Below are 23,831 nucleotides of genomic sequence, written 5' to 3'. Positions count from 1 at the left end.
ACGATAACAATGAAGCACACACGACATCTGGCCGGCATGTTGGTCGCGACATCGTTGCTGACCGGGTGCGGCACCGTGGTGCGTTCGCTGCCTCTGCCGGCGGCGGCAACGGCACCGGACACGAGCGGCGTCGCGATTTATTTCGGTGCGCAGCCGCATCCGGAGGTCAAGACCAGCATCGGTCCGCGTTCGGAATCGGTGCGCGTGCGCCGGGTCGAAAGCGAGCAGCCGACGTGCGAGCAAGCGCTGGCGGAAGCGCTGAACCGTCTTCGCATCTATGCGAAGCATCACGGCGGGAATGCGGTCATCAACGTGACGACGCGCTTCCATGAAAAAAGCTCGAATTCGACGACCGAATATACGTGTGGCGTGAGCGGCAGTGCGGGCGCGATTGCCGTGTCGGGCGACGTCGTGCAGTTGAACGCTCAATGACGGGGGCACACGTGAAATATCGCATGGCACTGGCATTGATCGGCGCGACGTTCGCGGCTTCGGCCGCCTACGCACGGGATACGATCCGCGACTATCCGATCGACAGCGCGTTGAAGAGCGAGGAAGGCAAGCTCGACGACGGCGTCGCGCTCTATTTCGGCGATCAGCCGCATCCGCGCGTGATGAAGTCGTACGGGACGTTCGCGACCAACAAGAAGACCAACGCGTTCGGCAAGAGCGACGAGGCGGCGTGTCAGCATGTATTCCTGTCGGCCGTGATCGAGCTTCAGGCGCGCGCGCGCAAGGAGGGCGGCAATGCGGTGGTCGGCATCAAGAGCAATTACCGCAACGTGTCGCGCTCCAGCCCGAGCGAGTACACGTGCGGTGCCGGCGCGGTGGTTGCCGGCGCGGCGCTGACGGGCGAGGTCGTGACGTTGAAGCCCTAACCGGCACGGGCCGGTAGCAGGGGGCCGCCGAACGGCGGCCTTGCTGGCTCAGGCAGGCTTGCGCGCGGCGACGTTGACGAGCGTTTCGCGGCGCTTGCCGGGTTTCGGTGCGTACAGGCCGATGCGCTCGAGGAGTCCGAAGTCTTTCGCGCGGCTCCACCACAGATAGGGGAACGACACGTTGCGGGTGTCGAAACCGAACCCGGCGTCGCGTAGCATGGCAAGGTAGCCGTCGGCGCTTTTCTGAACCTCCATCGGGTGGCGGAACAGCAGCCGGATCACCCACGACTTGATGTACGCGTCGGTCGATTCGGCGAACAGCAGCAGTCCGCCGGGTTTCAGCACGCGGCGAAACTCGGCCAGCGCATGGTCCTGATCGACGAGATGGTGAAAGGTCTGATGGCAGAACACGATGTCGACGCTCGCATCGGCAAGCGGAATCTGCGTGCAGTCGGCATGCCGCAGTTCGACGGGCGTGGCGCAGCGATGCGCCGCTTCCGACGCATGCGCGAGCGAGTCGTCGTGGCAATCGATACCGATGATCCTGGCGGGTGCGAACGCTTCGCTCAGCAGGCGAAACGACTTGCCCTGGCCGCATCCTGCGTCGAGGAGGACGGGGGCCGACGGCAGCGGCGCCGCGATGAGCCGCTTCAGATCGTCGATCGCAACCTTGAGCACGTGATGTTCCCACGTATGCGTGCGAAGAAACCAGATGCCGAACCGGGTTTCGGGAACATAGGCGGGCGCGTGCGTGCGGGAGGACGTCATGGGTCTCTCATCGATCTTGGATTTGTTGAGCGCCTATTGTAGTTGGCAACGCCGGATCGTGGCGTCAGAAACATAAGATACCCAATCAATCGGACTGAATTGGCAAGCATGAGTGAAATGAAATCGAATTCCATCGACGTCGCGATCATCGGGGCAGGGCCTTCCGGTGCCGTCGCGGCCGCGCTGCTGCGCAAGGCCGGCCGTTCGGTGCTGGTGCTCGAGCGTCAGCATTTTCCGCGCTTTTCGATCGGAGAAAGCCTGTTGCCCCAGAGCATGCAGTATCTCGAGGAGGCGGGCATGCTGCAGGCGGTCGTCGAGGCCGGCTTCCAGTTCAAGAACGGCGCGTACTTCGTCTATCGCGACAGGATGTCGTCGTTCGATTTTCGCGAGAAGTTTTCCGCGGGCTGGGGGACGGCCTATCAGGTCGAGCGCGCGGCCTTCGACGATCTGCTGATCCGTTGTGCGGCCGAACAGGGCGCGGACGTGCGATTCGGCCATACGGTGCGCGCCTTCCAGCCGGGCGACAAGCCGCGGCTCGACATCGTCGACGAAGCCGGGCACGACTATTCCGTTCAGCCGTCGTTCGTACTCGATGCGAGCGGGTTCGGCCGCGTGTTGCCGCGACTGCTCGGCCTCGACGCGCCGACCGGCCTGCCGACGCGAGCGGCCCTCTTTTCGCACGTCGAGGACAGCCTGCCGGCCGGGTCGACCGATCGCGACAAGATCTGCATCGCCGTTCATCCGGAGCGACGCGACGTGTGGTTCTGGATGATCCCGCTGACGAACGGGCGCTCGTCGGTCGGCTGCGTGGCCGATGCCGGGTTTCTCGACGTGCCGGACGCGCGACAGGAATCGTTGTTGCGCGAATTGCTGCAAAGCGAGCCGACATTGTCGCGACTGGTCGGCAGCAAGCCGTTCGTGATGCCCGTGCGCCGCATCTCGGGTTATGCGTCGAACGTCGAGACCCTGCACGGCCCCGGCTATGCGCTGCTCGGCAACGCGGGCGAATTCCTCGATCCGATCTTTTCGTCGGGCGTGACGATCGCGATGCGCTCGGCTCAACTGGCGGTCGCCGCACTCGAACGGCAGTTGCGTGGCGAGTCGGTCGACTGGGCACGTGATTACGACATCGCGCTGCGCAAGGGCATCGACACCTTCCGCGCCTTCGTCGAACGCTGGTACTCGGGCGCGCTGCAAGACATCGTGTTTCACGAAGACAAGGCCTCCGACGTGAAACGCATGGTCTGCTCGATTCTGGCGGGTTATGCGTGGGACCAGACGAATCCGTTTGTACGGGAGCCGGCGCGGGGTCTCGATATTCTTGCGCAGTTGTGCAGTTCGATAGGCGGGACCGACATCGCCTCGTAGCGCGCGAAGCCGAATACATTGGCTCACCCCTTCGATCGAGATTGCAGTGGATACGCATCAACTCATTACGATATGCCTTTACTCGGCCCTGGTATTGATCGTTCCGGGACCGACCAACACGTTACTTTTTTCGTCCGGAATAAGCGTTGGTCTGACGCGAACCCTCCCGCTCCTGCTCGCCGAAGGCGCAGGCTACGTCATCGCTATCTCGGCTTGGGGCGTTTCGCTGCTGGCGTTCGCCGTGGCGCATCCTCAAATCTTGAGCGTGATCAAGTTGGCATGCGCGTCGTATCTGCTGCTGCTGGCGGCAAAAATGTGGGCACGGGGCACTCTGGAAGAGGATCGGCGTTCGAAGCCGGTGACGTGGCACGATGTCGTCGTCGCCACGCTATTGAATCCGAAGGCTTTTCTGCTTGCAAGTACGGCGTTTCCACTCCAGGCGTTTCAGAACGTCGGTAACGGGGCCGTCGCGTTCGGTGCGTTTCTGCTGGTCCTCGTGCCCATTGGAGCGGGTTGGGCGAGCCTCGGGCGCGTGACGAGGATACTGGCATCCGGGCCGCGTCATATCACGGCGCTATTTCGTTCGGCGTCGGTGCTGCTGGTTCTGTTTTCGGGGTCTCTGCTGTATTCGGTCGTGAAATGAGCTTTCTATGGTCGTGCGATTGATTCCTGTCGAGGAAAAGATCACGCGACCCCTGTGAAATAAAAATGAAAGGACGTGTGTAAGGCAGTCGACCCTGCACGATCTCCCCACCGCGAGCCGTCAATCCGGTCGTTCCGGCCCTTCGAAACGACCGGTTGGTATCAAAAATGCGGCGCTGCGTCTATTCCTGGCGCGCGCCGCATCGGTCAATACAAAAAATTACGCATATAAATCATTGACCTACGCCGAAGGCGAAAAACAATGCTCTGCTGCGCTGCAGAAAATAATCAATCGCCTTATGCTGGTTAACCCGATCGCGTTTGAGCGGCATCAAGTTTTCCGGTGATGCTGCTTTACATTTAGCCAACATTGGCGATTCACGAAATCTACCTGTCGATTTGATTTCGTTCCTTTCGTCGCGCCTGTCCCCGATGCAAGGCGCGACCTCCTCAAGGCGTTGTTGACATGCATGATTTCCCCTTTCTGAGCCTGGCCATCTGGGTTCCGATACTGTTCGGCGCGGGCCTGCTGCGCGCCGGTTCCGACCAGCATTTCCGCCGAATACGACTGATTGCGCTGGTCGGCTCGATTGCCGGGCTGGCGGCCGTCGTTCCGCTGATTGCCGGTTTCGACGCGCATTCGGCGGCGATGCAGTTCGTCGAAAGACGCGACTGGCTCGCGGCATTCAATGCCGGATGGCGGGTCGGCATCGACGGCGCGTCGCTGTGGCTCGTCGTGCTGACCGCGTTCACGACGCTGGTGGTAGTGGTGGCATCGTGGGAATCGGTCACCGTGCGCGTCGCGCAGTACTACGCGTCGTTCCTGATCCTGTCGGGGCTGATGGTCGGCGTGTTCGTCGCGCAGGACGGGCTGCTGTTCTTCATCTTCTTCGAGGCGACGCTGATCCCGCTGTACCTGCTGATCGGCACGTGGGGGCGCGAGCGCCGCGTGTATGCGGCCGTGAAGTTCTTCTTCATCTCGTTCGCCGGCTCGCTGTTGCTGCTGATGGCGATGCTGTACCTGTACGCGCAGTCGCATACGTTCGACATGGCCGTGTGGCGCACGCTGCAGCTCGGCTTCGCGCCGCAGTTGCTGGTGTTCCTCGGTTTCTTCGCCGCGTTCGCGGTCAAGGTGCCGATGTGGCCGGTCCACACGTGGCTGAGCGACGTGTACACGGACGGCCCGACGGGCGCCGCGCTGATGCTCGCGATGCTCAAGCTCGGCGGCTACGGGTTCCTGCGCTTCGCGTTGCCGATCACGCCCGACGCGAGCCACTTCTTCGCGCCGGCCGTGATCGCGCTGTCGCTGTTCGCGATCGTCTACGCGAGCCTGATCGCGCTCGCGCAGACCGATCTCGGCAAGCTGCTCGCGTATTCGACGGTCGCGCACATGGGCATCGTCACGCTCGGGCTGTTCCTGTTCAACCGGATCGGCGTCGAAGGCGCGATCGTGCAGCTCGTGTCGTACGGCTTCGTGGCGGGCGCGATGCTGTTGTGCGTGAACGTGCTCGTGGATCGCACGCGGCAGCGCGAGATCGCCGCATACGGCGGCGTGGCGGGCGTGATGCCGCGCTTCGCGACCTTCACGCTGCTGTTCGCGATGGCCAACGTCGGGCTGCCGGGCACGTCGGGGTTCGTCGGCGAGTTCATGGTGATCATGGGCGCGATCCGCTTCAACTTCTGGATCGGCGCGATCGCGGCGCTCACGCTGATCCTCAGCGCGTCGTACACGCTGTGGATGCTCAAACGCGTGGTGTTCGGCAAGGTCGCGAGCCAGCGGATCGCGAAGCTCGCCGACCTGAACCGTCGCGAGATCGTGATGTTCGCGTCGCTCGCGCTGATCGTGCTGGCGGTCGGCATCGATCCGAAGCCGTTCACCGATGCGATCGATCCGACCGTCGGCAAGCTGATCCAGGAAGCGAGCCATTCGAAGGTGCCGGCGGGGGATGGCCCCGCGCCGGCGCTGCCGTCGTACATGGCATCGACGCACGACTGAGCGCGGCACACCGAGCCGCACCACGCCGCGCAAGCCCGCCGCATCGCGCGGCGCGCATCGTTGCGCACACATCGATCCGCGGCCCGGCACGGCAAGTGCCGGGCGCGCTTCCGGCTGCGTGAAATTGCCCCGCGACAATGTGACTCACGGCAGATTTTGCAATGATGATTTGCCGCATGCACCGGTTTTTCATCGCACTCGCGCGACGTATGATTCGGCCAATTTCGTGAATCGAATGCGCATCGGGCATACGCAAACGGATTCAATGACCCTCGGGCTGTGTGATGAAAAGAAGAGCATCAAGAGGCTGGTCGGCGCTGCTTTCGATGGGCGCGGCATTGAGCCTGTCAGGTTGTAATTTAGATGTACTAAATCCGAAAGGAAGCGTGGGGGCGGCCGAAAAGGCGCTGATCGCGACGTCCACGTGGGCGATGCTGATCGTCGTCGTGCCGGTGATCCTGCTGACGTTATGGTTCGCGTGGCGTTACCGCGCGTCGAATCGCAACGCCGCCTACGCGCCGAACTGGTCGCACTCGACCGCGATCGAGGTCGTGATCTGGACGGTGCCGACGCTGATCATCCTGTTCCTCGGCGTGCTCACGTGGAAGACCACGCACGAACTCGATCCGTACAAGCCGCTCGAATCGGCGGTGAAGCCGATCGACGTCGAGGTGGTCGCGCTCGACTGGAAGTGGCTGTTCATCTATCCGGAATTCGGCATCGCGTCGGTGAACCAGCTCGCGATTCCGGTCGGCACGCCGGTGAACTTCCGCATCACGTCGGATTCGGTGATGAATTCGTTCTTCATCCCGCAGCTCGGCGGCCAGGTCTACGCGATGGCCGGCATGCAGACGCGCCTGCACCTGATCGCCGACGAGCCCGGCAATTACGCGGGCACGTCCGCCAACTTCAGCGGCCGCGGGTTCTCCGACATGAAGTTCCGCACGCTCGCCGAGCCGCGCGAGCAGTTCGATGCGTGGGTGCAGAAGGTGAAGGCGTCGCCGGACCGGCTCGACGCGACCGTATACGGCAGCGTCGCGCAGCCGAGCGAAAAGGCGCCGGTGCGCTACTTCTCGTCGGTCGATCCGCGGCTCTTCCACAACATCATCGCGAAATACAACGATGGCCACGTCCTCGACCTGAAGGACGCCGCCTGCGGCACGAAGGGGTAACGCATGTTCGGCAAACTCACACTTTCGGCGATCCCGTTCGATCAGCCCATCATCATGGGGGCCGGCGCCTTCATGGGGCTGGTCGTGCTGGGCATTCTCGCCGCGCTGACGATCACCGGCCGCTGGAAATGGCTGTGGACGGAATGGCTGACCACGGTCGACCACAAGAGACTCGGCGTGATGTACATCATCGTCGCGCTGATCATGCTGCTGCGCGGCTTCGCCGACGCGATCATGATGCGCATGCAGCTCGCGCTCGCGTACAACGCGCCCGGCTACCTGCCGCCGCACCACTATGACCAGATCTTCACCGCGCACGGCGTGATCATGATCTTCTTCATGGCGATGGTGTTCATGGTCGGCCTGATGAACCTGATCGTGCCGCTGCAGATCGGCGCGCGCGACGTCGCGTTCCCGTTCATCAACTCGCTGTCGTTCTGGATGACGGCGGTCAGCGCGATCCTGATCAACCTGTCGCTCGTGATCGGCGAATTCGCGCAGACGGGCTGGCTCGCGTACCCGCCGCTGTCGGAGCTGCAGTTCAGTCCGGGGGTAGGGGTCGACTACTACCTGTGGGCGCTGCAGATCTCCGGTGTCGGCACGCTGCTGACCGGCGTGAACTTCTTCGTGACGATCATCAAGATGCGCGCGCCCGGCATGACGCTGTTGAAGATGCCGGTGTTCACGTGGACGGCGCTCTGCACGAACGTGCTGATCATGGCGTCGTTCCCGATCCTGACCGCGACGCTCGCGCTGCTCGGCCTCGACCGTTACCTCGGCATGCACTTCTTCACGAACGACGCCGGCGGCAACGCGATGCTGTACCTGAACCTGATCTGGGCGTGGGGCCATCCGGAGGTGTACATCCTGATCCTGCCGGCGTTCGGGATCTTCTCGGAAGTCATCGCGACGTTCGCGAAGAAGCCGCTGTTCGGCTACAAGACGATGGTGTACGCGACCTGCGCGATCATGGTGCTGTCGTTCCTCGTGTGGCTGCATCACTTTTTCACGATGGGCTCGGGCGCGAACGTGAACGCGTTCTTCGGGATCATGACGATGATCATCGCGATTCCGACCGGCGTGAAGGTGTTCAACTGGCTGTTCACGATGTATCGCGGCCGGATCCAGTTCACGACGCCCGTGCTGTGGACGATCGGCTTCATGGTCACGTTCACGCTCGGCGGCATGACCGGCGTGATGATGGCGATCCCGGGCGCGGACTTCGTGCTGCACAACAGCCTGTTCCTGATCGCGCACTTCCACAACGTGATCATCGGCGGCGTGCTGTTCGGTTATCTCGCTGGCTTCAACTACTGGTTTCCGAAAGCGTTCGGCTTCAAGCTGAACGAGAAGCTCGGCAAGGCGGCATTCTGGTTCTGGCAGGTCGGCTTCTACGTCGCGTTCGTGCCGCTCTACGTGCTCGGCTTCATGGGCATGACGCGCCGCCTGAACCATTACGACAACCCGGCCTGGCATCCGTGGCTGCTGGTCGCCGCGTTCGGCGCCGTGCTGATCGCGATCGGCATCGCGTGCCAGCTGCTGCAACTGGTGGTCAGCATCCGCAACCGCCATCTGCCGGAGTACCGCGACACGACGGGCGACCCGTGGGGCGGCCGCACGCTGGAGTGGGCGACGTCGTCGCCGCCGGCCGACTACAACTTCGCGGTGATTCCGCAGGTGCGCACGCTCGACGCGTATGCGGACATGAAGGCGCGCGGCGAAGGCCGGCCGAACCCGGCCGTGATCCGCGACATCCACATGCCGTCGAATACCTGTGCGGGCCTCGTGATCGCGATCTTCAGCCTGGTGCTCGGCTTCGCGCTGGTGTGGCACATCTGGTGGATGGCGATCGGCGGGCTCGTCGGGATCATCGCGACGCTCGTGATCTACAGCTCGCGCGATAACGACGGCTATTACATCCCTGCGTCGACGGTGCGCAAGACCGAAGACAAGCAGCCGACGAAGCGCCCGGCGCGCGTCGACGACGTGGAACTGGAGGCCAACTGATGTTGCAGAAAACCTTGAGCGCAACCCTGCTCGAGCACGACGACCATCCGCCGTCGCATTCGGTGTTCGGGTTCTGGCTGTACCTGATGACCGACTGCGTGATCTTCGCGGCGCTGTTCGCGACGTTCGCGGTGCTCGGCCACCAGTACGCGGGCGGGCAGACGGCGAAAGAGCTGTTCGACATTCCGGGCGTCGCGGTGGAAACCGCCGCGCTGCTGCTGTCGAGCATCACGTACGGTTTCGCGATGCTCGCGGCGTACAAGCAGCGGCGCGGTGCGCTGCTCGCGTGGCTCACAGTGACGTTCGTGCTCGGCGCGGCGTTTCTCGCGATGGAACTGCGCGAGTTCTCGCACCTGATCGCGGAAGGCGCCGGCCCGCAGCGCAGCGCGTTCCTGTCGGCGTTCTTCACGCTGGTCGGCACGCACGGGCTGCACGTGACGGCCGGCCTGTTGTGGATGATCGTGCTGGCCGCGCAGATCGTGTTGCGCGGCGGCGACCTGACCGATCGCGACCTGCGACGCCTGACGTGCCTGAGCCTCTTCTGGCACTTCCTCGACATCGTGTGGATCTGCGTGTTTTCCTTTGTCTATCTCGCGAGCGTGATCTAAATGGCCCATTCGCATTCGTCTCAACTCGAAGAAGGGCACGGCAGTGTCGGCGGCTACGTCGCCGGTTTCATCCTGTCGGTGCTGCTCACGGCCGCGTCGTTCGGCCTCGTGATGGGCGGCGTGCTGTCGCCGCACGCGTCGCTGGTCGCGCTGGCCGTGCTCGCGTTCGTGCAGATCGTCGTGCACCTCGTGTACTTCCTGCACATGAACGGCTCGTCGGGCCAGCGCTGGAACGTGATGGCGTTCAGCTATACGGTGCTGACTGCCGCGATCCTGATCGTCGGCACGCTGTGGGTGATGCACAACGTGAGCATGAACATGATGTCGCGTTGAGCGGCGGCGCGGCGCATCGGGTTCACCTCCATGCGCGTTCATGAAGAAAAGGCGGCACGTGCCGCCTTTTCGTTTTTTCCCGCTGCTGCGTCGCGCGGGGCAGGGCGGTCAGTGCCGCACGCCGGCATCGGCCGTCAGCGCATGCGTGCAGTCCGCGCGGTACTCGGCGGCGAGCCGATGCTTCGCACCGTCGAGGTCGTCGGGGTAGTACGGGCTCGCATGGGCGGGATCGTAGCCGACCTGTTCGAGTTCGGTCAGCTCGCGCACGAGGTCCGCCCGCGTGACGTCGCGGCCCGTGTGCACGAACGGGTACGCATTGCATTCCTGCGGGGTGAGGTGTGGCCCCGCGAATGCGGCGGTGCTCGCGCATGCGAGCAGCATGCAGGCGACTGTGGTCGACAGTTTCATCCGGTAGCTCCTGGTTTCGCGGCCCGATGCCGCATGACGTCAGCGTAGGCGGCCCCGGCCGCAGCGCGGCCGACGCACGGATGAAACATGTTTCACAGGCGCGTGCCGCGACGCAGGATGAAGCTATTTTCATCTGGCGCCGCGCGGCGATCGCGGCGCTTACGATAGCGGCGGGCGCATCGTGCGCGCCCGTCTTGACGTTCATTGCGAGGGCAACCATGCGAGTACTGACGGTCGAGGACGATGCGGTGACCGCGAACGAAATCGTCGGCGAGCTGACCGCACGCGGCTTCGAGGTCGACTGGATCGACAACGGCCGAGAAGGGATGATGCGCGCAATGAGCGCATCGTACGACGCGATCACGCTCGACCGGATGCTGCCGGGGGCGGACGGTCTCGCGATCGTGACCGCGATGCGCACGGTCGGCATCGATACGCCGGTGCTGATGCTGAGCGCGCTCGGCGATGTCGACGAACGCATTCGCGGTCTGCGCGCGGGCGGCGACGATTACCTGACGAAGCCGTTCGATTCCGGCGAACTGAGCGCGCGTATCGAAGTGCTGCTGCGCCGCCGGCAGGCATCGGGCGTGCCGCAGCAGACGCTGCTGAAGGTCGGCGCGCTCGAGCTGGACCTCATTTCGCGCTGTGCGCGCCGCGGCGCCGACGAGATTCCGCTGCTGCCGACCGAGTTCCGCGTGCTCGAATTCATGATGCGCAACGCGGGCCAGACGATCACGCGCACGATGCTGTTCGAGGCCGTGTGGGGCTATCACTTCGATCCCGGCACCAACCTGATCGACGTTCACATGGGGCGGCTGCGCAAGAAGATCGATCCGCCTGGCGCGAACCCGATGATCCAGACGGTGCGCGGATCGGGCTACATGCTCGCTTGATGGAGGCACGGATGGACGCAGCCCGCGCGGCGAACTTCACGCGCCGCTGGCATACGACGACGTTTCGCTGGCTGTGTGCTTACGCGGCGATCTTCTCGGTGTCGCTGCTGCTGCTCGCGGGCGTGATCAGCGTGGCCGCGACGCACACGATGGCCCGCGACACCGACGAGGTGCTTGCGTGGCAACTGATCTATTTCGATTCGATTCCCGACGCCGAGCTGCCGCTCGCGATCCATCGGCGGCTCGAGCACGAGCACATGCATACGAATTTCTACGGGCTGTTCGACGCGAGCGGGCGCCGCGTGGCTGGCGACATCGCGACGCCGCCCGTGCTGCGTACCGATCGCCACGGCCGGACGCTGAACCGCACGCTCGCGCCGCTCGACGGTCAATCGTCGCCGATCACGCGCGCGATGGCCGTGCGCCGCGACGACGGGATGACGCTGGTCGTCGCGCGCGACCTGTCGCATTTCATCCAGATCCGCGACGTCGCGATTCGCGGGCTCGTGATCGGCGGCGTGATGATCCTGATCGCGGGCGTCGCGGGCGGCAGCATGCTCGGCATGCGGCAGATGCGCCGCGTCGCCGAGATCCGGCGCGTCACGCGGCAGATCGCCGAGGGCGATCTCGGCAAGCGGCTGCCGGTCGGCGGCTATGACGAACTCGACCTGCTCGCGCATCTCGTGAACCATATGTTGGACGAAGTCGAGCGGCTGATGGGCGAGGTGCGCCATACCTGCGACGGGATCGCGCACGACTTGCGCACGCCGCTCGCACGCGTGCATACGATGCTGGCGCGGCTCGCCGACCAGCCGTTCTGCGCACACGATCCCGCGTCGGCTGCGCTGCTGGCGTCGGCGCGCGACGAAACCGACCGGCTGCTCGAACGTTTTCGCGCGATGCTGCGCATCTCCGAGATCGGCACGCTGAGCCGGCGCGGCGGGTTTGCCGCGGTCGACGTCGCGGCGTTGCTGCGCGACGTGTGCGAACTTTACGAGCCGCTGGCCGAGGCGGTCGACGTGTCGTTGGAGCTCGATGCGGCCGCGGTCGACGGCATTCATGGCGACCGTGCGTTGCTGTTCGAGGCGTTCAGCAATCTCGCGGACAACGCGATCAAATTCACGCCGCCCGGCGGCCGCGTGCGCGTCGCGCTCCAGACGACGTCGCATGGTCCGCTCGTCCGGTTCGAGGACACCGGGCCCGGCATCCCGCCCGGCGAGCGCAATGCGGTGCTCGAGCGCTTCTATCGCGGCGAGCGCACGCGCCACGTGAACGGCTCGGGGCTCGGGTTGAGCATCGTGTCGGCGGTGATGCGCGTGCACGGTTTCGTGCTGCGGATCGGCGATGCGCAGCCGGCCGGTGCGGCGATCACGGTCGAATGCTGGCCGCGTTCGCTCGCGTGACGGAGGGGGCCGATCGATGCGCATCCTGCTGATTGCGCCGCCGACGCCTGATGCGTCGCGGCTCGACAAGGCGTTTCGGGAAAGCATGCACGGCGTCGAACGCGTCGACGAATGGCGCGACGGCTGTTTCGCGGCGACGCAGGACCGGTTCGACGCGATCGTGATCCTCGCGACCGATGGCGCTTCCGTGCCGACGCTTCTCGACGGATTCCCGCCGCTTGCCGCGTCGGCCGGCAGCGCGACGATTGCCGCGATCGTCGCCGGCACCACGTCCGCCGAGCGTGCACGGATGCTGAACGCGGGCTGCGACGTGTGCCTGGCCCATCCGTGCTCGTTCGTCGAATTGCACGAGCGGCTGCGCGCACTGTGGCGCCGCACGGGCGTCATCGCGATGCGGGAATCGATCCGGCTCGACACGGCGACGCGCGCGCTCGACGAGCGGGGCCGGCGGCTCGCGCTCAGCGCCCGGGAATTTCGCGTGGTCGAATGCCTGCTGCGCGAAGCGGGGCGGCCGGTCGGGCGCGACGCCGTGCTGCGTTATGCGTGGGGCGATGCGGACATCGAACCCGAAACGGTCAATGCGCTGGTCGTACGGTTGCGGCGCAAGCTGGCCGCGCATGCGTTTTCCGCGCGGATCGAAACGGTGGCGCGATTCGGCTTCCGGTTCGACGCGGGCCGCGGCGCAGGTTGAAGGACGTTTCCGGAAAGGGGGGCGCCGGGCGCCGATTGTTACAAGACGTTAGCGCGGGCTTCCCGTTGCGATGCGGCGCATCAGTTCTTACAAACTTGAAATATGCGGGGCGGGCGCTTGCCGCTATAGTCGAATCACACATGACACAACCAGAAGAGGAATCCATGAAGACTTTGCGTGTTGCCTCGCTCGTGACCGGTATGACGGCCTTGCTCGTGTCGGGCGCAGCAATGGCGGGAGTCAATGTCGGGATCAACGTCGGCGTGCCGGCACCGGTCTACGTCGCGCCCGCGCCCGTGTATGCGCCGCCGCCTCCGCCGGTCGTCTACCAGCCGGCGCCCGTCTACGCACCGGCGCCCGTGTACGGGCCGGCGCCGGCGATCGTGATCGGCTGGCACGGCGACCGCTACTGGGACGGCCGCCGCTACTGGGGCCGCGACGAATGGTATCGCCACCATGGTCGCGGCTGGGGCGGCGATCGCGGTCACTGGGATCACGGCCGCCACAACGGCTGGCGCTGATCGACCGGTCGCGCGTGCGTGCCGCGCGCGCGACAACGGCTCGTGAGGAAACCGCCCGCGTGGCGGTTTTCTTTTGGCTCGACGGATTGAATGGGTAGAATCGCTCCACGTTACTACCCTCATTCGACGACAGGGCCTCTATGACGAAGGGTTCGCCCCGGGCCGCCGCCGCGCGCGCCTGCCGCGGTGCACTGCGGGCCGCCGGCCGCGTGGCCGCGGTGCTGGCGCTGCACGCGGCGCTGGCCGCGCCCGCCGCGCACGCGGCCTACGCGATTGCGCAGTACGGCGAGCCGAAGTATCCGCCGGGCTTCAAGCATTTCGACTACGTGAACCCCGACGCGCCGAAGGGCGGCACGCTCGTGCTCGCGAACCCGAGCCGGCTGACGTCGTTCGACAAGTTCAATCCGTTCACGATGCGCGGCAACACCGCGCCGGGCATCGACATGCTGTTCGAGAGCCTCGCGACCGGCAGCCTGGACGAGCCGGCGTCCGCGTACGGATTGCTCGCCGACGACATCGACGTCGCGCCGGACCGCCGCTCGGTCACGTTCCACCTGAATCCGCGCGCGCGCTTCTCGAACGGCGATCGCGTCACGGCGGACGACGTCAAGTTTTCGTTCGACACGCTGAAGAGCAAGCAGGCCGCACCGCAGTTCGGCGCGTACTTCGCCGAAATCACGAAGGCCGTGGTCGTCGATCCGGCGACCGTGCGCTTCGAATTCCACAGCGCGAACCGCGAGTTGCCGCTGATCGCCGGCGGCGTGCCGGTGTTCTCGCGCAAGTGGGGATTGCGCGCGGACGGCTCCCGCATCCCGTTCGACCAGCTCGCGTTCGAGCAGCCGATCGGCAGCGGCCCGTACGTGATCGACCATTACGACAACGGCCGCACGATCACCTACCGGCGCAGCCCCGCGTACTGGGGCGCCGACCTGCCGGTGCGAGTCGGCACCCACAACTTCGAGCGGATCGTCTACAAGCTGTACGGCGACGGCGTCGCGCGGCTCGAGGCGTTCAAGGCCGGCGAATACGACGTGCTCGTCGAGTACGTCGCGCGCAACTGGGCGCGACGCGACGTCGGCAAGCGTTTCGACAGCGGCGAGTTGATCAAGCGCGAGTTCCGGCAGCACAACGGCGCCGGCATGCAGGGCTTCTTCATGAACCTGCGCCGGCCGTTGTTCCGCGACGTGCGCGTGCGTCAGGCGCTCGACCTCGCGTTCGACTTCGAATGGCTGAACCGCCAGCTGTTCTACAGCGCGTACACGCGCCTGAACAGTTATTTCGCCGACACCGACCTGCAGGCGACCGGTACGCCGGGCGAGGGCGAGCTGAAGCTGCTGGAGCCGCTGCGTGCGCAGCTCGATCCGGCCGTGTTCGGCCCGATGGTCACGCAGCCGAACACGAATCCGCCGGGCTCGCTGCGCGCGAACCTGTTGAAGGCGCGCGCGCTGCTCGCACAGGCCGGCTGGACCTATCGCGACGGCGCGCTGCGCAATGCGAAGGGCGAGCCGTTCGCTTTCGAGATCCTCGACGATGCGGGTGGCGCGATGGAAGGCGTCGTGACCGCGTACCAGCGCAACCTCGCGAAGCTCGGCATCGCCGTGCGGTTTCGCACGGCCGATTACGCGCTGCTGCAAAAGCGCCTCGATGCGTTCGACTACGACATGACGACGATCCGCCTGCCGGGCGTGCAGGTGCCCGGCGCCGAGCAATACTCGCGGTACGCGAGCAAGTTCGCCGACGAGCCGGGCTCCGACAACTTCATCGGATTGAAATCGCCGGCCGTCGACGCGTTGCTGCACGCGCTCGGCACCGCGCAGACGCGCGAGGAATTGCTCGACGCGACGCACGCGCTCGACCGCGTGCTGATGCACGGCTACTACGCGGTGCCGCAGTGGTACAGCACGACGCACCGCATCGCGTACCGGCACACGCTCGCCTATCCGCAGACGCTGCCGCTGTACTATTCGGCCGAGGGCTGGGTCGTGTCGACCTGGTGGGCGAAGCCCGATCACTGACCCGCGCCGGCCCTTCATCCAACCCGCCACCGATCACGAGTCGACGCCCTATGTGGAGCTACATCCTCAAACGCCTGCTGTTGATGATCCCGACGCTCGTCGGCGTGCTGACGCTCACGTTCGCGGTGATCCAGTTCGTGCCGGGCGGCCCGGTCGAGCAGGCCGTGCAGGAGTTGCGCAAGGGCGCGACCGAGCAGGGCGCGACGCCGTTCGGGATGCGCGCGCACACCGGCGTCGACGCGCAGCAGCTCGCGCAGCTCAAGGCGCTGTACGGTTTCGACAAGCCGCCGCTCGAACGCTACTGGCTGATGCTCAAGCGCTTCGCGCGCTTCGATCTCGGCGAAAGCTACTTTCGCCACCAGAGCGTGTGGTCGCTGGTCGTGCAGAAGCTGCCCGTGTCGATCAGCATCGGGCTGTGGACGTTCTTCCTCACGTACCTGATCTCGGTGCCGCTCGGCATCGCGAAGGCCGTGCGCAACGGTTCGCCGTTCGACGTCGCGACGAGCCTCGTCGTGCTGGTCGGCTATGCGATTCCGGGCTTCGTGCTCGGCGTGCTGCTGCTCGTGCTGTTCGGCGGCGGCTCGTTCTGGCAGCTCTTTCCGCTGCGCGGCCTCACGTCGGACAACTTCGCGCAGCTGTCGCTCGTCGGCAAGGTGCTCGACTATCTGTGGCACATCGCGCTGCCGATCACCGCGTCGGTCGTCGGCAGCTTCGCGGTCATCACGATGCTCACGAAGAATGCGTTCCTCGACCAGATCCGCCGGCAATACGTGCTGACCGCGCGCGCGAAGGGGCTCTCCGAGCGCAGCGTGCTGTGGAAGCACGTGTTCCGCAATGCGATGCTGCCGCTGATCGTCGGCTTCCCGGCCGCGTTCATCGGCGCGTTCTTCACCGGCAGCCTGCTGATCGAGACGCTGTTCTCGCTCGACGGCCTCGGGCTGCTGTCGTACGAGTCGGTCGTGCGGCGCGATTACCCGGTCGTGCTCGGCACGCTGTACCTGTTCACGCTGATCGGGCTCGCGACCAAGCTGATTTCCGATCTTTGCTATGTGTGGGTCGATCCGCGCATTCAATTCGACAACCTGGAGCGCTGACATGAAACGAGCCATTCGCATGCCCGGCGCCAGCGGGCGAGGCGCGCGATGAACCGGGCCGTCGCATCCCCCCGCATCGACGCCGCGCGCGCGCGCGTGTCGCCGTCGCCGGCCCGCCGCGTGTGGCAGCGCTTCCGGCAGCAGCGCCTCGGCTACTGGAGCTTCGTGATCTTCGTCGTCGCGTTTGCCGCGAGCCTCGCGGCGCCGCTGTGGTCGAACGACAAGCCCCTCGTCGTGCGCTACGACGGCCAGACCTATTTCCCGATGTTCCATGCGTACCCGGAGACGACCTTCGGCGGCGATTTCCCGACGCCGGCCGACTATCTCGATCCGTATGTGCGCAAGCGACTCGAGGCGCCCGGCAACTTCGTCGTCTATCCGCCGAACCGCTATTACTACGACACGCTGAACTACTTCTCGAACGTGCCGAACCCGGCGCCGCCGTCGCGCGAGAACTGGCTCGGCACCGATGCGCAGGGCCGCGACCTGCTCGCGCGGCTCGTGTACGGGTTCCGCATCTCGGTCGAGTTCGGGCTGATCCTGACCGTGATCGGCACGCTGCTCGGGATCGCCGCGGGCGCGGTGCAAGGCTTCTTCGGCGGCCGCATCGACATCGTCGGGCAGCGGCTGATCGAGATCTGGAGCTCGCTGCCCGAGCTGTACCTGCTGATCATCTTCGCGTCGATCTTCGAGCCGAGCTTCCTGCTGCTGATCGTGCTGCTGTCGCTGTTCGGCTGGATCGGGCTTGCCGACTACGTGCGCGCCGAGTTCCTGCGCAACCGCACGCAGGACTACGTGCGCGCGGCCCGCGCGATGGGACTCACGAACTGGCAGATCATCTGGCGCCACGTGCTGCCCAACAGCCTCACGCCGGTGATCACGTTCCTGCCGTTCCGGATGAGCGGCTCGATTCTCGCGCTCACCAGCCTCGATTTCCTCGGGCTCGGCGTGCCGCCGCCGACGCCGAGCCTCGGCGAGCTGCTCGCGCAGGGCAAGGGCAACCTCGACGCGTGGTGGATCTCGCTGTCGACGTTCGGCGTGCTGGTCGCGACGCTGCTGCTGCTGACCTTCATGGGCGATGCGCTGCGCAACGCGCTCGACACGCGGATCGCCGATTCGGTGCGCGCGGCGGGAGGGCAGCGATGAGCGACGCAGTCGTATCGAAGGCCGACGAACCGCTGCTGTCGCTCGAGCATCTGCACGTGCGCTTCGGCGACACGGTCGCGGTGGACGACGTGACGCTCGCGATCCGGCGCGGCGAGCGGGTCGCGCTCGTCGGCGAATCGGGGTCCGGCAAGAGCGTGACCGCGCTGTCGATCCTGCGGTTGCTGCGCGACGCCGATGTCACCGGCGCGATCCGTTTTGCCGGGCAGGATCTGGCGGCCAAGAGCGAGCGCGAGATGCGCGGGCTGCGCGGCTCGGACATCGCGATGATCTTCCAGGAGCCGATGACGGCGCTCAATCCGCTGTATACGATCGGCGTGCAGATCGGCGAGACGATCGTGCTGCACGACGGCGTATCGGCCGTCGAGGCGCGCAAGCGGGCGATCGCGTTGCTCGCGCGCACCGGCATCGCTCAGCCCGAGAAGCGCGTCGACAGCTACCCGCACCAGTTGTCGGGCGGCCAGCGGCAGCGCGCGATGATCGCGATGGCGCTCGCGTGCCGGCCGCGCCTGCTGCTCGCCGACGAGCCGACCACCGCGCTCGACGTGACGATCCGCGCGCAGATCGTCGACCTGCTGCTCGAGCTGCAGCGCGAGGAGGCGGAAAAGCGCGGGATGGCGATCCTGCTGATCACGCACGACCTGAATCTCGTGCGGCACTTCGCGCAGCGCGTCGCGGTGATGGAGCATGGCCGGCTCGTCGAGAGCGGGCCCGTCGAGCGGATCTTCGCGTCGCCCGAGCATCCGTATACGCAGCGGCTGCTGAACAGCCGGCCGCAACGCGCGGTCACGCCGGTGATGCCGATCGCGCCCGTCGTGCTCGACGCGCGCCACGTGAGCGTGCAGTTCGCGCGCAAGCGGCCGGGCTTCGCCGGCTGGTTCGGCACGGTGCCGGTGACGGCCGTGGCCGACGTGTCGGTGTCGGTGCGGCAGGGCGAAACGCTCGGCATCGTCGGCGAATCGGGATCGGGGAAGTCGACGCTCGCGATGGCGCTGCTCGGGCTGCAGAAGACGGCCGGCGGCGAGATCGAATTCCAGGGGCGTGCGCTGTCGACCTATCGCGGCCGCGAACAGACCGCGCTGCGCTCGAACATGCAGGTGGTCTTTCAGGACCCATTCAGCTCGCTTTCGCCGCGTCACACGATCGAGCGGATCGTCGGCGAGGGGCTCGAGCTGCATCGCCCGGACATGACGCCCGACGCGCGCCGCGCGAAGTCGCTCGCGGTGCTGCGCGAAGTCGGCCTCGACCGCACGGTGCTGCACCGCTATCCGCACGAATTCTCGGGCGGCCAGCGCCAGCGGATCGCGATCGCGCGCGCGCTGGTGCTGGAGCCGCGCATCCTGATCCTCGACGAGCCCACGTCGGCGCTCGACGTGTCGATCCAGCAGCAGGTGCTGAAGCTGCTCGCGAATTTGCAACAGAAATACAACCTCGGCTACGTGTTCATCAGCCACGACCTGGAGGTGATCGGCGCGATGGCGCACCGCGTGGCGGTGATGCAGGACGGCGCCGTCGTCGAGTCGGGGGAGGTGTCCGACATCTTCACCCGACCGTCACATCCTTACACACAAAAGCTGTTGAAAGCGGTCTGGAAAGCGTGATAGGCGGCCAATGGTCTGACCATCTCGATTGTATTTATTAATTTGTTTTGACAAACGATTACGCGCTGGCTAGTATCGACCGAAATTTTCCGCCAATCAGCTGATTTTTAAGCATATTCCATCGACCAATGCAGCATCGATCCCTGACCCAGGCATGCGCGCGCACCATCGCCGGGCTGTTCATCGGCGCCCTGTTCGCAGCAGCACCCGGCGCGTTCGCCGACGAAGTCAGCAGTTTTAACCAGAATGTCAGCAATTCGACTCAGATCGGGTCGGGTTCCTCTCTCCAGCAGACCAGCGCGCAGCCGTCGAGCGGCGGCGCGAAGTCGTTCCTTGCCGGCATGGCGGGCAAGGCAGGCGACGTGGTGGTCGGCGCGCTGAACATGATCGGCGTGCGGTATCGCTGGGGCGGCAACTCGCCGGATTCGGGCCTCGACTGCAGCGGCTTCGTGCGCTACGTGTTCCAGGACACGCTCGGCATGTCGCTGCCGCGTCGCGCGGAAGAAATGAGCCGCGTCGGCGAGAAGGTGAGCATGAGCAACCTGAAGCCGGGCGATCTCGTGTTCTTCAACACGATGCGCCGCACGTTCTCGCACGTCGGCATCTATATCGGCGACAACAAGTTCGTGCATTCGCCGTCGACGGGCAGCACGGTCCGTGTCGACGATCTCGACAGCGGCTACTGGGAAAAGCGTTTCACCGGCGCGCGCCGGATCGAATCGGAATTCCCGATGAAGCCCGAAGACCTGCGTCAGCGCGTGCGCGCGACGCTCGGCGACGATTCGGCGAACGGCAGCAACTGACGTTTGCCGGTCGCGCGGGCCGGACGATAAAATAAAAAACCCTGTCACCGAAAGGCGGCAGGGTTTTTTGCTTTTGGGGCGGCGTCGACGGCGGGGCGGAAGTCGTTGCGTCGGCCACGGGCGGCAGGCGGCGCGTGCCGCGGCCTCCCGCTCATCGTGGCTTGGGCGGCTTACGCGGCCACGGCCACGCCGCGCGCCGCCGCGAGCTTGCGCTGCAGTTCCGGCATGATGCGCGCGACCGCTTCCTCGCCTGCGAGGATCGCCGCGTTGCGCTGGTTGAAGTCGCTGCCGCCCATCGCCGCGAGGTTCGGGCGAATCACGACGTCCGCGTACTTGTCGAGCTCGTAGGTCTTGATCGTCTGGCCCATGATCGTGAAGGTCTGCAGCAGCATCTCGATCGGGTTGTTGGTCGCTGCGCCGTCGGGGCGGGCCGAGATGTCGACCGCGATCACAAAGCTCGCGCCCATCTTGCGCGCAAACGACGCCGGCACAGGGCTCACGAGGCCGCCGTCGACATATTCGCGCGTGCCGATCTTCACCGGCTCGAACACCGACGGCACGCTGCACGACGCGCGCACCGCGAGCCCCGCGTTGCCTTGCTGGAACAGGATCGGCTGGCCGCTTTGCAGGTCCGTCGCGACGATGCCGAGCGGCTTCGCCATCTTCTCGATCGGCCGGTTGTTGAGCGTCTTGTTCAGGAAGTTCTGCAGCGCGACGCCTTGCAGCAGGCCGCGCGAGCGGAACGGCAGCGCCCAGTCGCTGATCGCCGCCTGGTCCATGTCGAGGGCGATCTTGTTGATTTGCAGCGCGTTCATGCCCGACGCGTAGAGTGCGCCGACCACCGAGCCCGCGCTCGTCCCGGCGACGATCTCGATCGGAATGCCGCGCGCCTCGAGCGCCTTCAGCACGCCGATGTGCGAGAAGCCGCGCGCGGCGCCGCCGCCGAGCGCGATACCGATCTTGACGGGCTTCTCCTGCGGCAGGGCCGTGCCGGGGCGGGACTTGTCGCCGAAGGACGTACAGGCGGCGAGGCTGGCGGACGCGCACGCGATCGTGAAGTGGCGGCGCGACAGGCGAGGGGACGACATCGATGGTTCTCCGGCGGCTTGGCGGCGGGTCACACGGCCCGCGGCGGCGAGGGTTTCCGAGGCCGCGCAGCGGGTTCCGCGCGGCCGGCGCCGCACCGGCTGGCGGCCGCGGCGCGCACATCATAAAGCAAGCGGCGCGCTTGGCGCGATGTCCGGCGCGAGTATAATTCCGGCTTCTTTCCCGTTCCGGGCGTCGCCGGCTCCGTTGCTGTCCGGGCTGCCGTCGTCCCGCGTCGAATCATTCATGCGCCCCAGGCGTTCGAGTTACCGTTTATGACCCGTCCTGTCCGTACCCGCTTCGCGCCGAGTCCCACCGGCTTCATCCACCTCGGCAACATCCGCTCCGCACTCTATCCGTGGGCGTTCGCCCGCAAGATGAAAGGCACGTTCGTGCTGCGCATCGAGGATACCGACGTCGAGCGCTCGTCGCAGGAAGCGGTCGATGCGATCCTCGAAGGGATGCAATGGCTCGGGCTGGATTTCGACGAAGGCCCGATCTACCAGATGCAGCGGATGGACCGCTATCGCGAAGTGCTCGCGCAGATGCTCGAGAAGGGCCTCGCGTATCCGTGCTACATGTCGGCCGAGGAACTCGACGCGCTGCGCGAACGCCAGCGCGAAGCCGGCCTGAAGCCGCGCTACGACGGCACGTGGCGTCCGGAGCCCGGCAAGGTGCTGCCGGAGCCGCCGGCCGGCGTGAAGCCGGTCCTGCGCTTCCGCAATCCGCTGACGGGCACGGTCGTGTGGGACGACGCGGTGAAGGGGCGTGTCGAGATCTCGAACGAGGAACTCGACGACCTCGTGATCGCGCGCCCGGACGGCACGCCGATCTACAACTTCTGCGTGGTGGTGGACGACATGGACATGGGCATCACGCACGTGATCCGCGGCGACGACCACGTGAACAACACGCCGCGCCAGATCAACATCCTGAACGCACTCGGCGGCGAGCCGCCCGTCTATGCGCACCTGCCGACCGTGCTGAACGAGCAGGGCGAGAAGATGAGCAAGCGGCATGGCGCGATGAGCGTGATGGCGTACCGCGACGCAGGCTTCCTGCCGGAGGCCGTCGTCAACTATCTCGCGCGCCTCGGCTGGTCGCACGGCGACGCCGAGATCTTCTCGCGCGAACAGTTCGTCGAATGGTTCGATCTCGAGCACCTCGGCAAGTCGCCCGCGCAGTACGACCACAGCAAGCTGAGCTGGCTGAACGCGCATTACATCAAGGAAGCCGACAACGCGCGCCTCGCGGCGCTCGCGAAGCCGTTCCTCGATGCGCTCGGCATCGACGACGCGGCGATCGCGACGGGCCCCGCGCTCGACGCGGTGGTCGGCCTGATGAAGGATCGTGCGACGACGGTCAAGGAGATCGCGGAAGGCGCGACGATGTTCTACCGTGTGCCGGCGCCCGACGCCGATGCGCTCGCGCAGCACGTGACCGATGCGGTGCGGCCGGCGCTGGCCGATCTCGTCGTCGCGCTGAAGGCGGCCGACTGGACGAAGGAGGCAGTGTCCGCGGCGTTGAAGGCGACGCTCGCCACGCACAAGCTGAAGATGCCGCAGCTCGCGATGCCGGTGCGTCTGCTGGTGGCGGGCACGACGCACACGCCGTCGATCGATGCGGTGCTCGTGCTGTTCGGTCGCGACGTCGTGGTGTCGCGCATCGAGGCCGCGCTGGGCTGACGTATGGGCGAGCGCGAAGCCGCCGCGCATGAGCGCGCGGCGGCTTCGCAAAAAATTTCGCGCGAATCGTAAAAAGGGTATTTACAAGTTCGAAATCGGTCCATATAATCTCATTTCTGTTCTGCAAGGGGGTATAGCTCAGCTGGGAGAGCGCTTGCATGGCATGCAAGAGGTCAGCGGTTCGATCCCGCTTACCTCCACCAACAGAACAAGCTGGATTGATTTGCGAAGCAGCGGTAGTAATAAATGCTTCACAAAATGATTCAAAGCAGTTAGAATTTCGGCCTTCGCTGTTGACTGTAAAGTAAATCGCGAAAGTCAGACAAATCTGAAAAGATTTTGTCCCCTTCGTCTAGAGGCCTAGGACATCACCCTTTCACGGTGAGTACAGGGGTTCGAATCCCCTAGGGGACGCCAGATTCAGCGGCGTTTCATGGAAGCGTCGCAAGGCTTGCAGGAACGTAACCGACGTCCTGCAGGTTGGGTAAGAAAGCTGGAGCGGTAGTTCAGTCGGTTAGAATACCGGCCTGTCACGCCGGGGGTCGCGGGTTCGAGTCCCGTCCGCTCCGCCAGAACGAAGCCCGTTCAAGACGTTTTTGAGCGGGCTTTTGTATTAAAGATGTAAGCAGTACGTTGTCCCCTTCGTCTAGAGGCCTAGGACATCACCCTTTCACGGTGAGTACAGGGGTTCGAAT

At 65.4% G+C, this 23,831-nt stretch carries 22 protein-coding genes and 3 tRNA genes; 22 read left to right on the top strand and 3 right to left on the bottom strand.

Annotated features, from left to right (window positions below):
* The first annotated feature begins 9 nt into the window (after nucleotides 1-9).
* Nucleotides 10-432 (top strand): signal peptidase, encoded by a 423-nt coding sequence (locus J8I35_RS26925; protein ID WP_089488579.1) that lies wholly within the window; start codon nucleotides 10-12, stop codon nucleotides 430-432.
* 23 nt (nucleotides 433-455) lie between these two features.
* Nucleotides 456-878, top strand: coding sequence for an excinuclease ABC subunit A (locus tag J8I35_RS26920; RefSeq protein ID WP_175977344.1), 423 nt, complete (start codon nucleotides 456-458; stop codon nucleotides 876-878).
* Nucleotides 879-926: 48 nt separating this feature from the next.
* Here the strand turns inward: J8I35_RS26920 and J8I35_RS26915 are convergent, their stop codons facing one another.
* The gene (locus J8I35_RS26915; protein WP_050012952.1) at nucleotides 927-1,646 is read right to left on the bottom strand and encodes a class I SAM-dependent methyltransferase; all 720 of its coding nucleotides are present in this window, start codon (nucleotides 1,644-1,646) and stop codon (nucleotides 927-929) included.
* A 108-nt stretch (nucleotides 1,647-1,754) separates the two neighbouring features.
* On the opposite strand from J8I35_RS26915, the gene J8I35_RS26910 reads away from it, so the two are divergent.
* The 7 genes from J8I35_RS26910 to cyoD all read left to right on the top strand — a co-directional run bounded on the left by J8I35_RS26910 (nucleotide 1,755) and on the right by cyoD (nucleotide 9,772).
* Nucleotides 1,755-3,014, top strand: a complete 1,260-nt coding sequence (locus tag J8I35_RS26910; protein ID WP_209927832.1) for an NAD(P)/FAD-dependent oxidoreductase — start codon at nucleotides 1,755-1,757, stop codon at nucleotides 3,012-3,014.
* A 46-nt stretch (nucleotides 3,015-3,060) separates the two neighbouring features.
* On the top strand, nucleotides 3,061-3,657 hold the full coding sequence (locus J8I35_RS26905) for a LysE family translocator (RefSeq protein ID WP_260429649.1): 597 nt from the start codon (nucleotides 3,061-3,063) through the stop codon (nucleotides 3,655-3,657).
* Nucleotides 3,658-4,122: 465 nt separating this feature from the next.
* Nucleotides 4,123-5,652, top strand: coding sequence for an NADH-quinone oxidoreductase subunit M (locus tag J8I35_RS26900; protein ID WP_050012950.1), 1,530 nt, complete (start codon nucleotides 4,123-4,125; stop codon nucleotides 5,650-5,652).
* Nucleotides 5,653-5,936: 284 nt separating this feature from the next.
* On the top strand, nucleotides 5,937-6,824 hold the full coding sequence (gene cyoA / locus J8I35_RS26895; protein ID WP_050012949.1) for a ubiquinol oxidase subunit II: 888 nt from the start codon (nucleotides 5,937-5,939) through the stop codon (nucleotides 6,822-6,824).
* 3 nt (nucleotides 6,825-6,827) lie between these two features.
* Nucleotides 6,828-8,831, top strand: coding sequence for a cytochrome o ubiquinol oxidase subunit I (cyoB, locus tag J8I35_RS26890; protein WP_050012948.1), 2,004 nt, complete (start codon nucleotides 6,828-6,830; stop codon nucleotides 8,829-8,831).
* A complete protein-coding gene (cyoC, locus tag J8I35_RS26885; RefSeq protein WP_209927800.1) occupies nucleotides 8,831-9,439 on the top strand; it encodes a cytochrome o ubiquinol oxidase subunit III in 609 nt (202 codons plus the stop codon). Before cyoB ends, cyoC begins: the two co-directional genes overlap by 1 nt.
* Nucleotides 9,440-9,772, top strand: coding sequence for a cytochrome o ubiquinol oxidase subunit IV (cyoD, locus tag J8I35_RS26880; protein WP_009692722.1), 333 nt, complete (start codon nucleotides 9,440-9,442; stop codon nucleotides 9,770-9,772).
* 108 nt (nucleotides 9,773-9,880) lie between these two features.
* Here the strand turns inward: cyoD and J8I35_RS26875 are convergent, their stop codons facing one another.
* On the bottom strand, nucleotides 9,881-10,180 hold the full coding sequence (locus tag J8I35_RS26875; RefSeq protein ID WP_124556742.1) for a DUF4148 domain-containing protein: 300 nt from the start codon (nucleotides 10,178-10,180) through the stop codon (nucleotides 9,881-9,883).
* 218 nt (nucleotides 10,181-10,398) lie between these two features.
* Between J8I35_RS26875 and J8I35_RS26870 the strand changes: the two genes are divergently transcribed.
* The 9 genes from J8I35_RS26870 to J8I35_RS26830 all read left to right on the top strand — a co-directional run bounded on the left by J8I35_RS26870 (nucleotide 10,399) and on the right by J8I35_RS26830 (nucleotide 20,365).
* The gene (locus J8I35_RS26870; protein WP_050013034.1) at nucleotides 10,399-11,073 is read left to right on the top strand and encodes a response regulator transcription factor; all 675 of its coding nucleotides are present in this window, start codon (nucleotides 10,399-10,401) and stop codon (nucleotides 11,071-11,073) included.
* Nucleotides 11,074-11,084: 11 nt separating this feature from the next.
* Nucleotides 11,085-12,476 carry a HAMP domain-containing sensor histidine kinase gene (locus J8I35_RS26865; RefSeq protein WP_050012945.1) on the top strand — a complete coding sequence of 464 codons (1,392 nt, stop codon included), beginning with the start codon at nucleotides 11,085-11,087 and terminating at the stop codon, nucleotides 12,474-12,476.
* Nucleotides 12,477-12,492: 16 nt separating this feature from the next.
* The gene (locus tag J8I35_RS26860; RefSeq protein ID WP_050012944.1) at nucleotides 12,493-13,167 is read left to right on the top strand and encodes a winged helix-turn-helix domain-containing protein; all 675 of its coding nucleotides are present in this window, start codon (nucleotides 12,493-12,495) and stop codon (nucleotides 13,165-13,167) included.
* A 164-nt stretch (nucleotides 13,168-13,331) separates the two neighbouring features.
* Nucleotides 13,332-13,688, top strand: coding sequence for a hypothetical protein (locus tag J8I35_RS26855; RefSeq protein WP_050012943.1), 357 nt, complete (start codon nucleotides 13,332-13,334; stop codon nucleotides 13,686-13,688).
* Nucleotides 13,689-13,828: 140 nt separating this feature from the next.
* Nucleotides 13,829-15,703, top strand: coding sequence for an extracellular solute-binding protein (locus tag J8I35_RS26850; RefSeq protein ID WP_209927798.1), 1,875 nt, complete (start codon nucleotides 13,829-13,831; stop codon nucleotides 15,701-15,703).
* Nucleotides 15,704-15,753: 50 nt separating this feature from the next.
* Nucleotides 15,754-16,797 (top strand): ABC transporter permease subunit, encoded by a 1,044-nt coding sequence (locus J8I35_RS26845; protein ID WP_050012941.1) that lies wholly within the window; start codon nucleotides 15,754-15,756, stop codon nucleotides 16,795-16,797.
* Between the two features lie 48 nt (nucleotides 16,798-16,845).
* Complete coding sequence (locus J8I35_RS26840) at nucleotides 16,846-17,943, top strand: ABC transporter permease (RefSeq protein WP_050012940.1); 1,098 nt, start codon at nucleotides 16,846-16,848, stop codon at nucleotides 17,941-17,943.
* Complete coding sequence (locus J8I35_RS26835; protein ID WP_209927795.1) at nucleotides 17,940-19,562, top strand: dipeptide ABC transporter ATP-binding protein; 1,623 nt, start codon at nucleotides 17,940-17,942, stop codon at nucleotides 19,560-19,562. The genes J8I35_RS26840 and J8I35_RS26835 overlap by 4 nt, the downstream gene beginning before the upstream one ends.
* Nucleotides 19,563-19,690: 128 nt before the next feature.
* Nucleotides 19,691-20,365 (top strand): C40 family peptidase, encoded by a 675-nt coding sequence (locus J8I35_RS26830; RefSeq protein WP_124594005.1) that lies wholly within the window; start codon nucleotides 19,691-19,693, stop codon nucleotides 20,363-20,365.
* A gap of 170 nt (nucleotides 20,366-20,535) precedes the next feature.
* On the opposite strand, the gene J8I35_RS26825 is transcribed toward J8I35_RS26830, so the two are convergent.
* Nucleotides 20,536-21,453, bottom strand: a complete 918-nt coding sequence (locus tag J8I35_RS26825) for a patatin-like phospholipase family protein (protein ID WP_050012937.1) — start codon at nucleotides 21,451-21,453, stop codon at nucleotides 20,536-20,538.
* A gap of 273 nt (nucleotides 21,454-21,726) precedes the next feature.
* On the opposite strand from J8I35_RS26825, the gene gltX reads away from it, so the two are divergent.
* From gltX to J8I35_RS26805, 4 genes are all read left to right on the top strand, one after another.
* Nucleotides 21,727-23,136: a glutamate--tRNA ligase gene (gene gltX / locus J8I35_RS26820; protein ID WP_050012936.1), complete on the top strand. Its 1,410-nt coding sequence runs from the start codon at nucleotides 21,727-21,729 to the stop codon at nucleotides 23,134-23,136.
* A 127-nt stretch (nucleotides 23,137-23,263) separates the two neighbouring features.
* A tRNA-Ala gene (locus tag J8I35_RS26815) sits at nucleotides 23,264-23,339 on the top strand.
* 138 nt (nucleotides 23,340-23,477) lie between these two features.
* A tRNA-Glu gene (locus J8I35_RS26810) sits at nucleotides 23,478-23,553 on the top strand.
* Nucleotides 23,554-23,631: 78 nt separating this feature from the next.
* Nucleotides 23,632-23,708: transfer RNA gene (locus J8I35_RS26805), tRNA-Asp, on the top strand.
* The last annotated feature ends 123 nt before the right edge of the window (nucleotides 23,709-23,831 follow it).

The organism is Burkholderia sp. CpTa8-5, from assembly GCF_017815045.1.
GTDB lineage: Bacteria > Pseudomonadota > Gammaproteobacteria > Burkholderiales > Burkholderiaceae > Burkholderia > Burkholderia sola.
The sequence above is the reverse complement of the archived record's forward strand: the minus strand, read 5'-3'. Positions and strand labels throughout refer to the sequence as shown.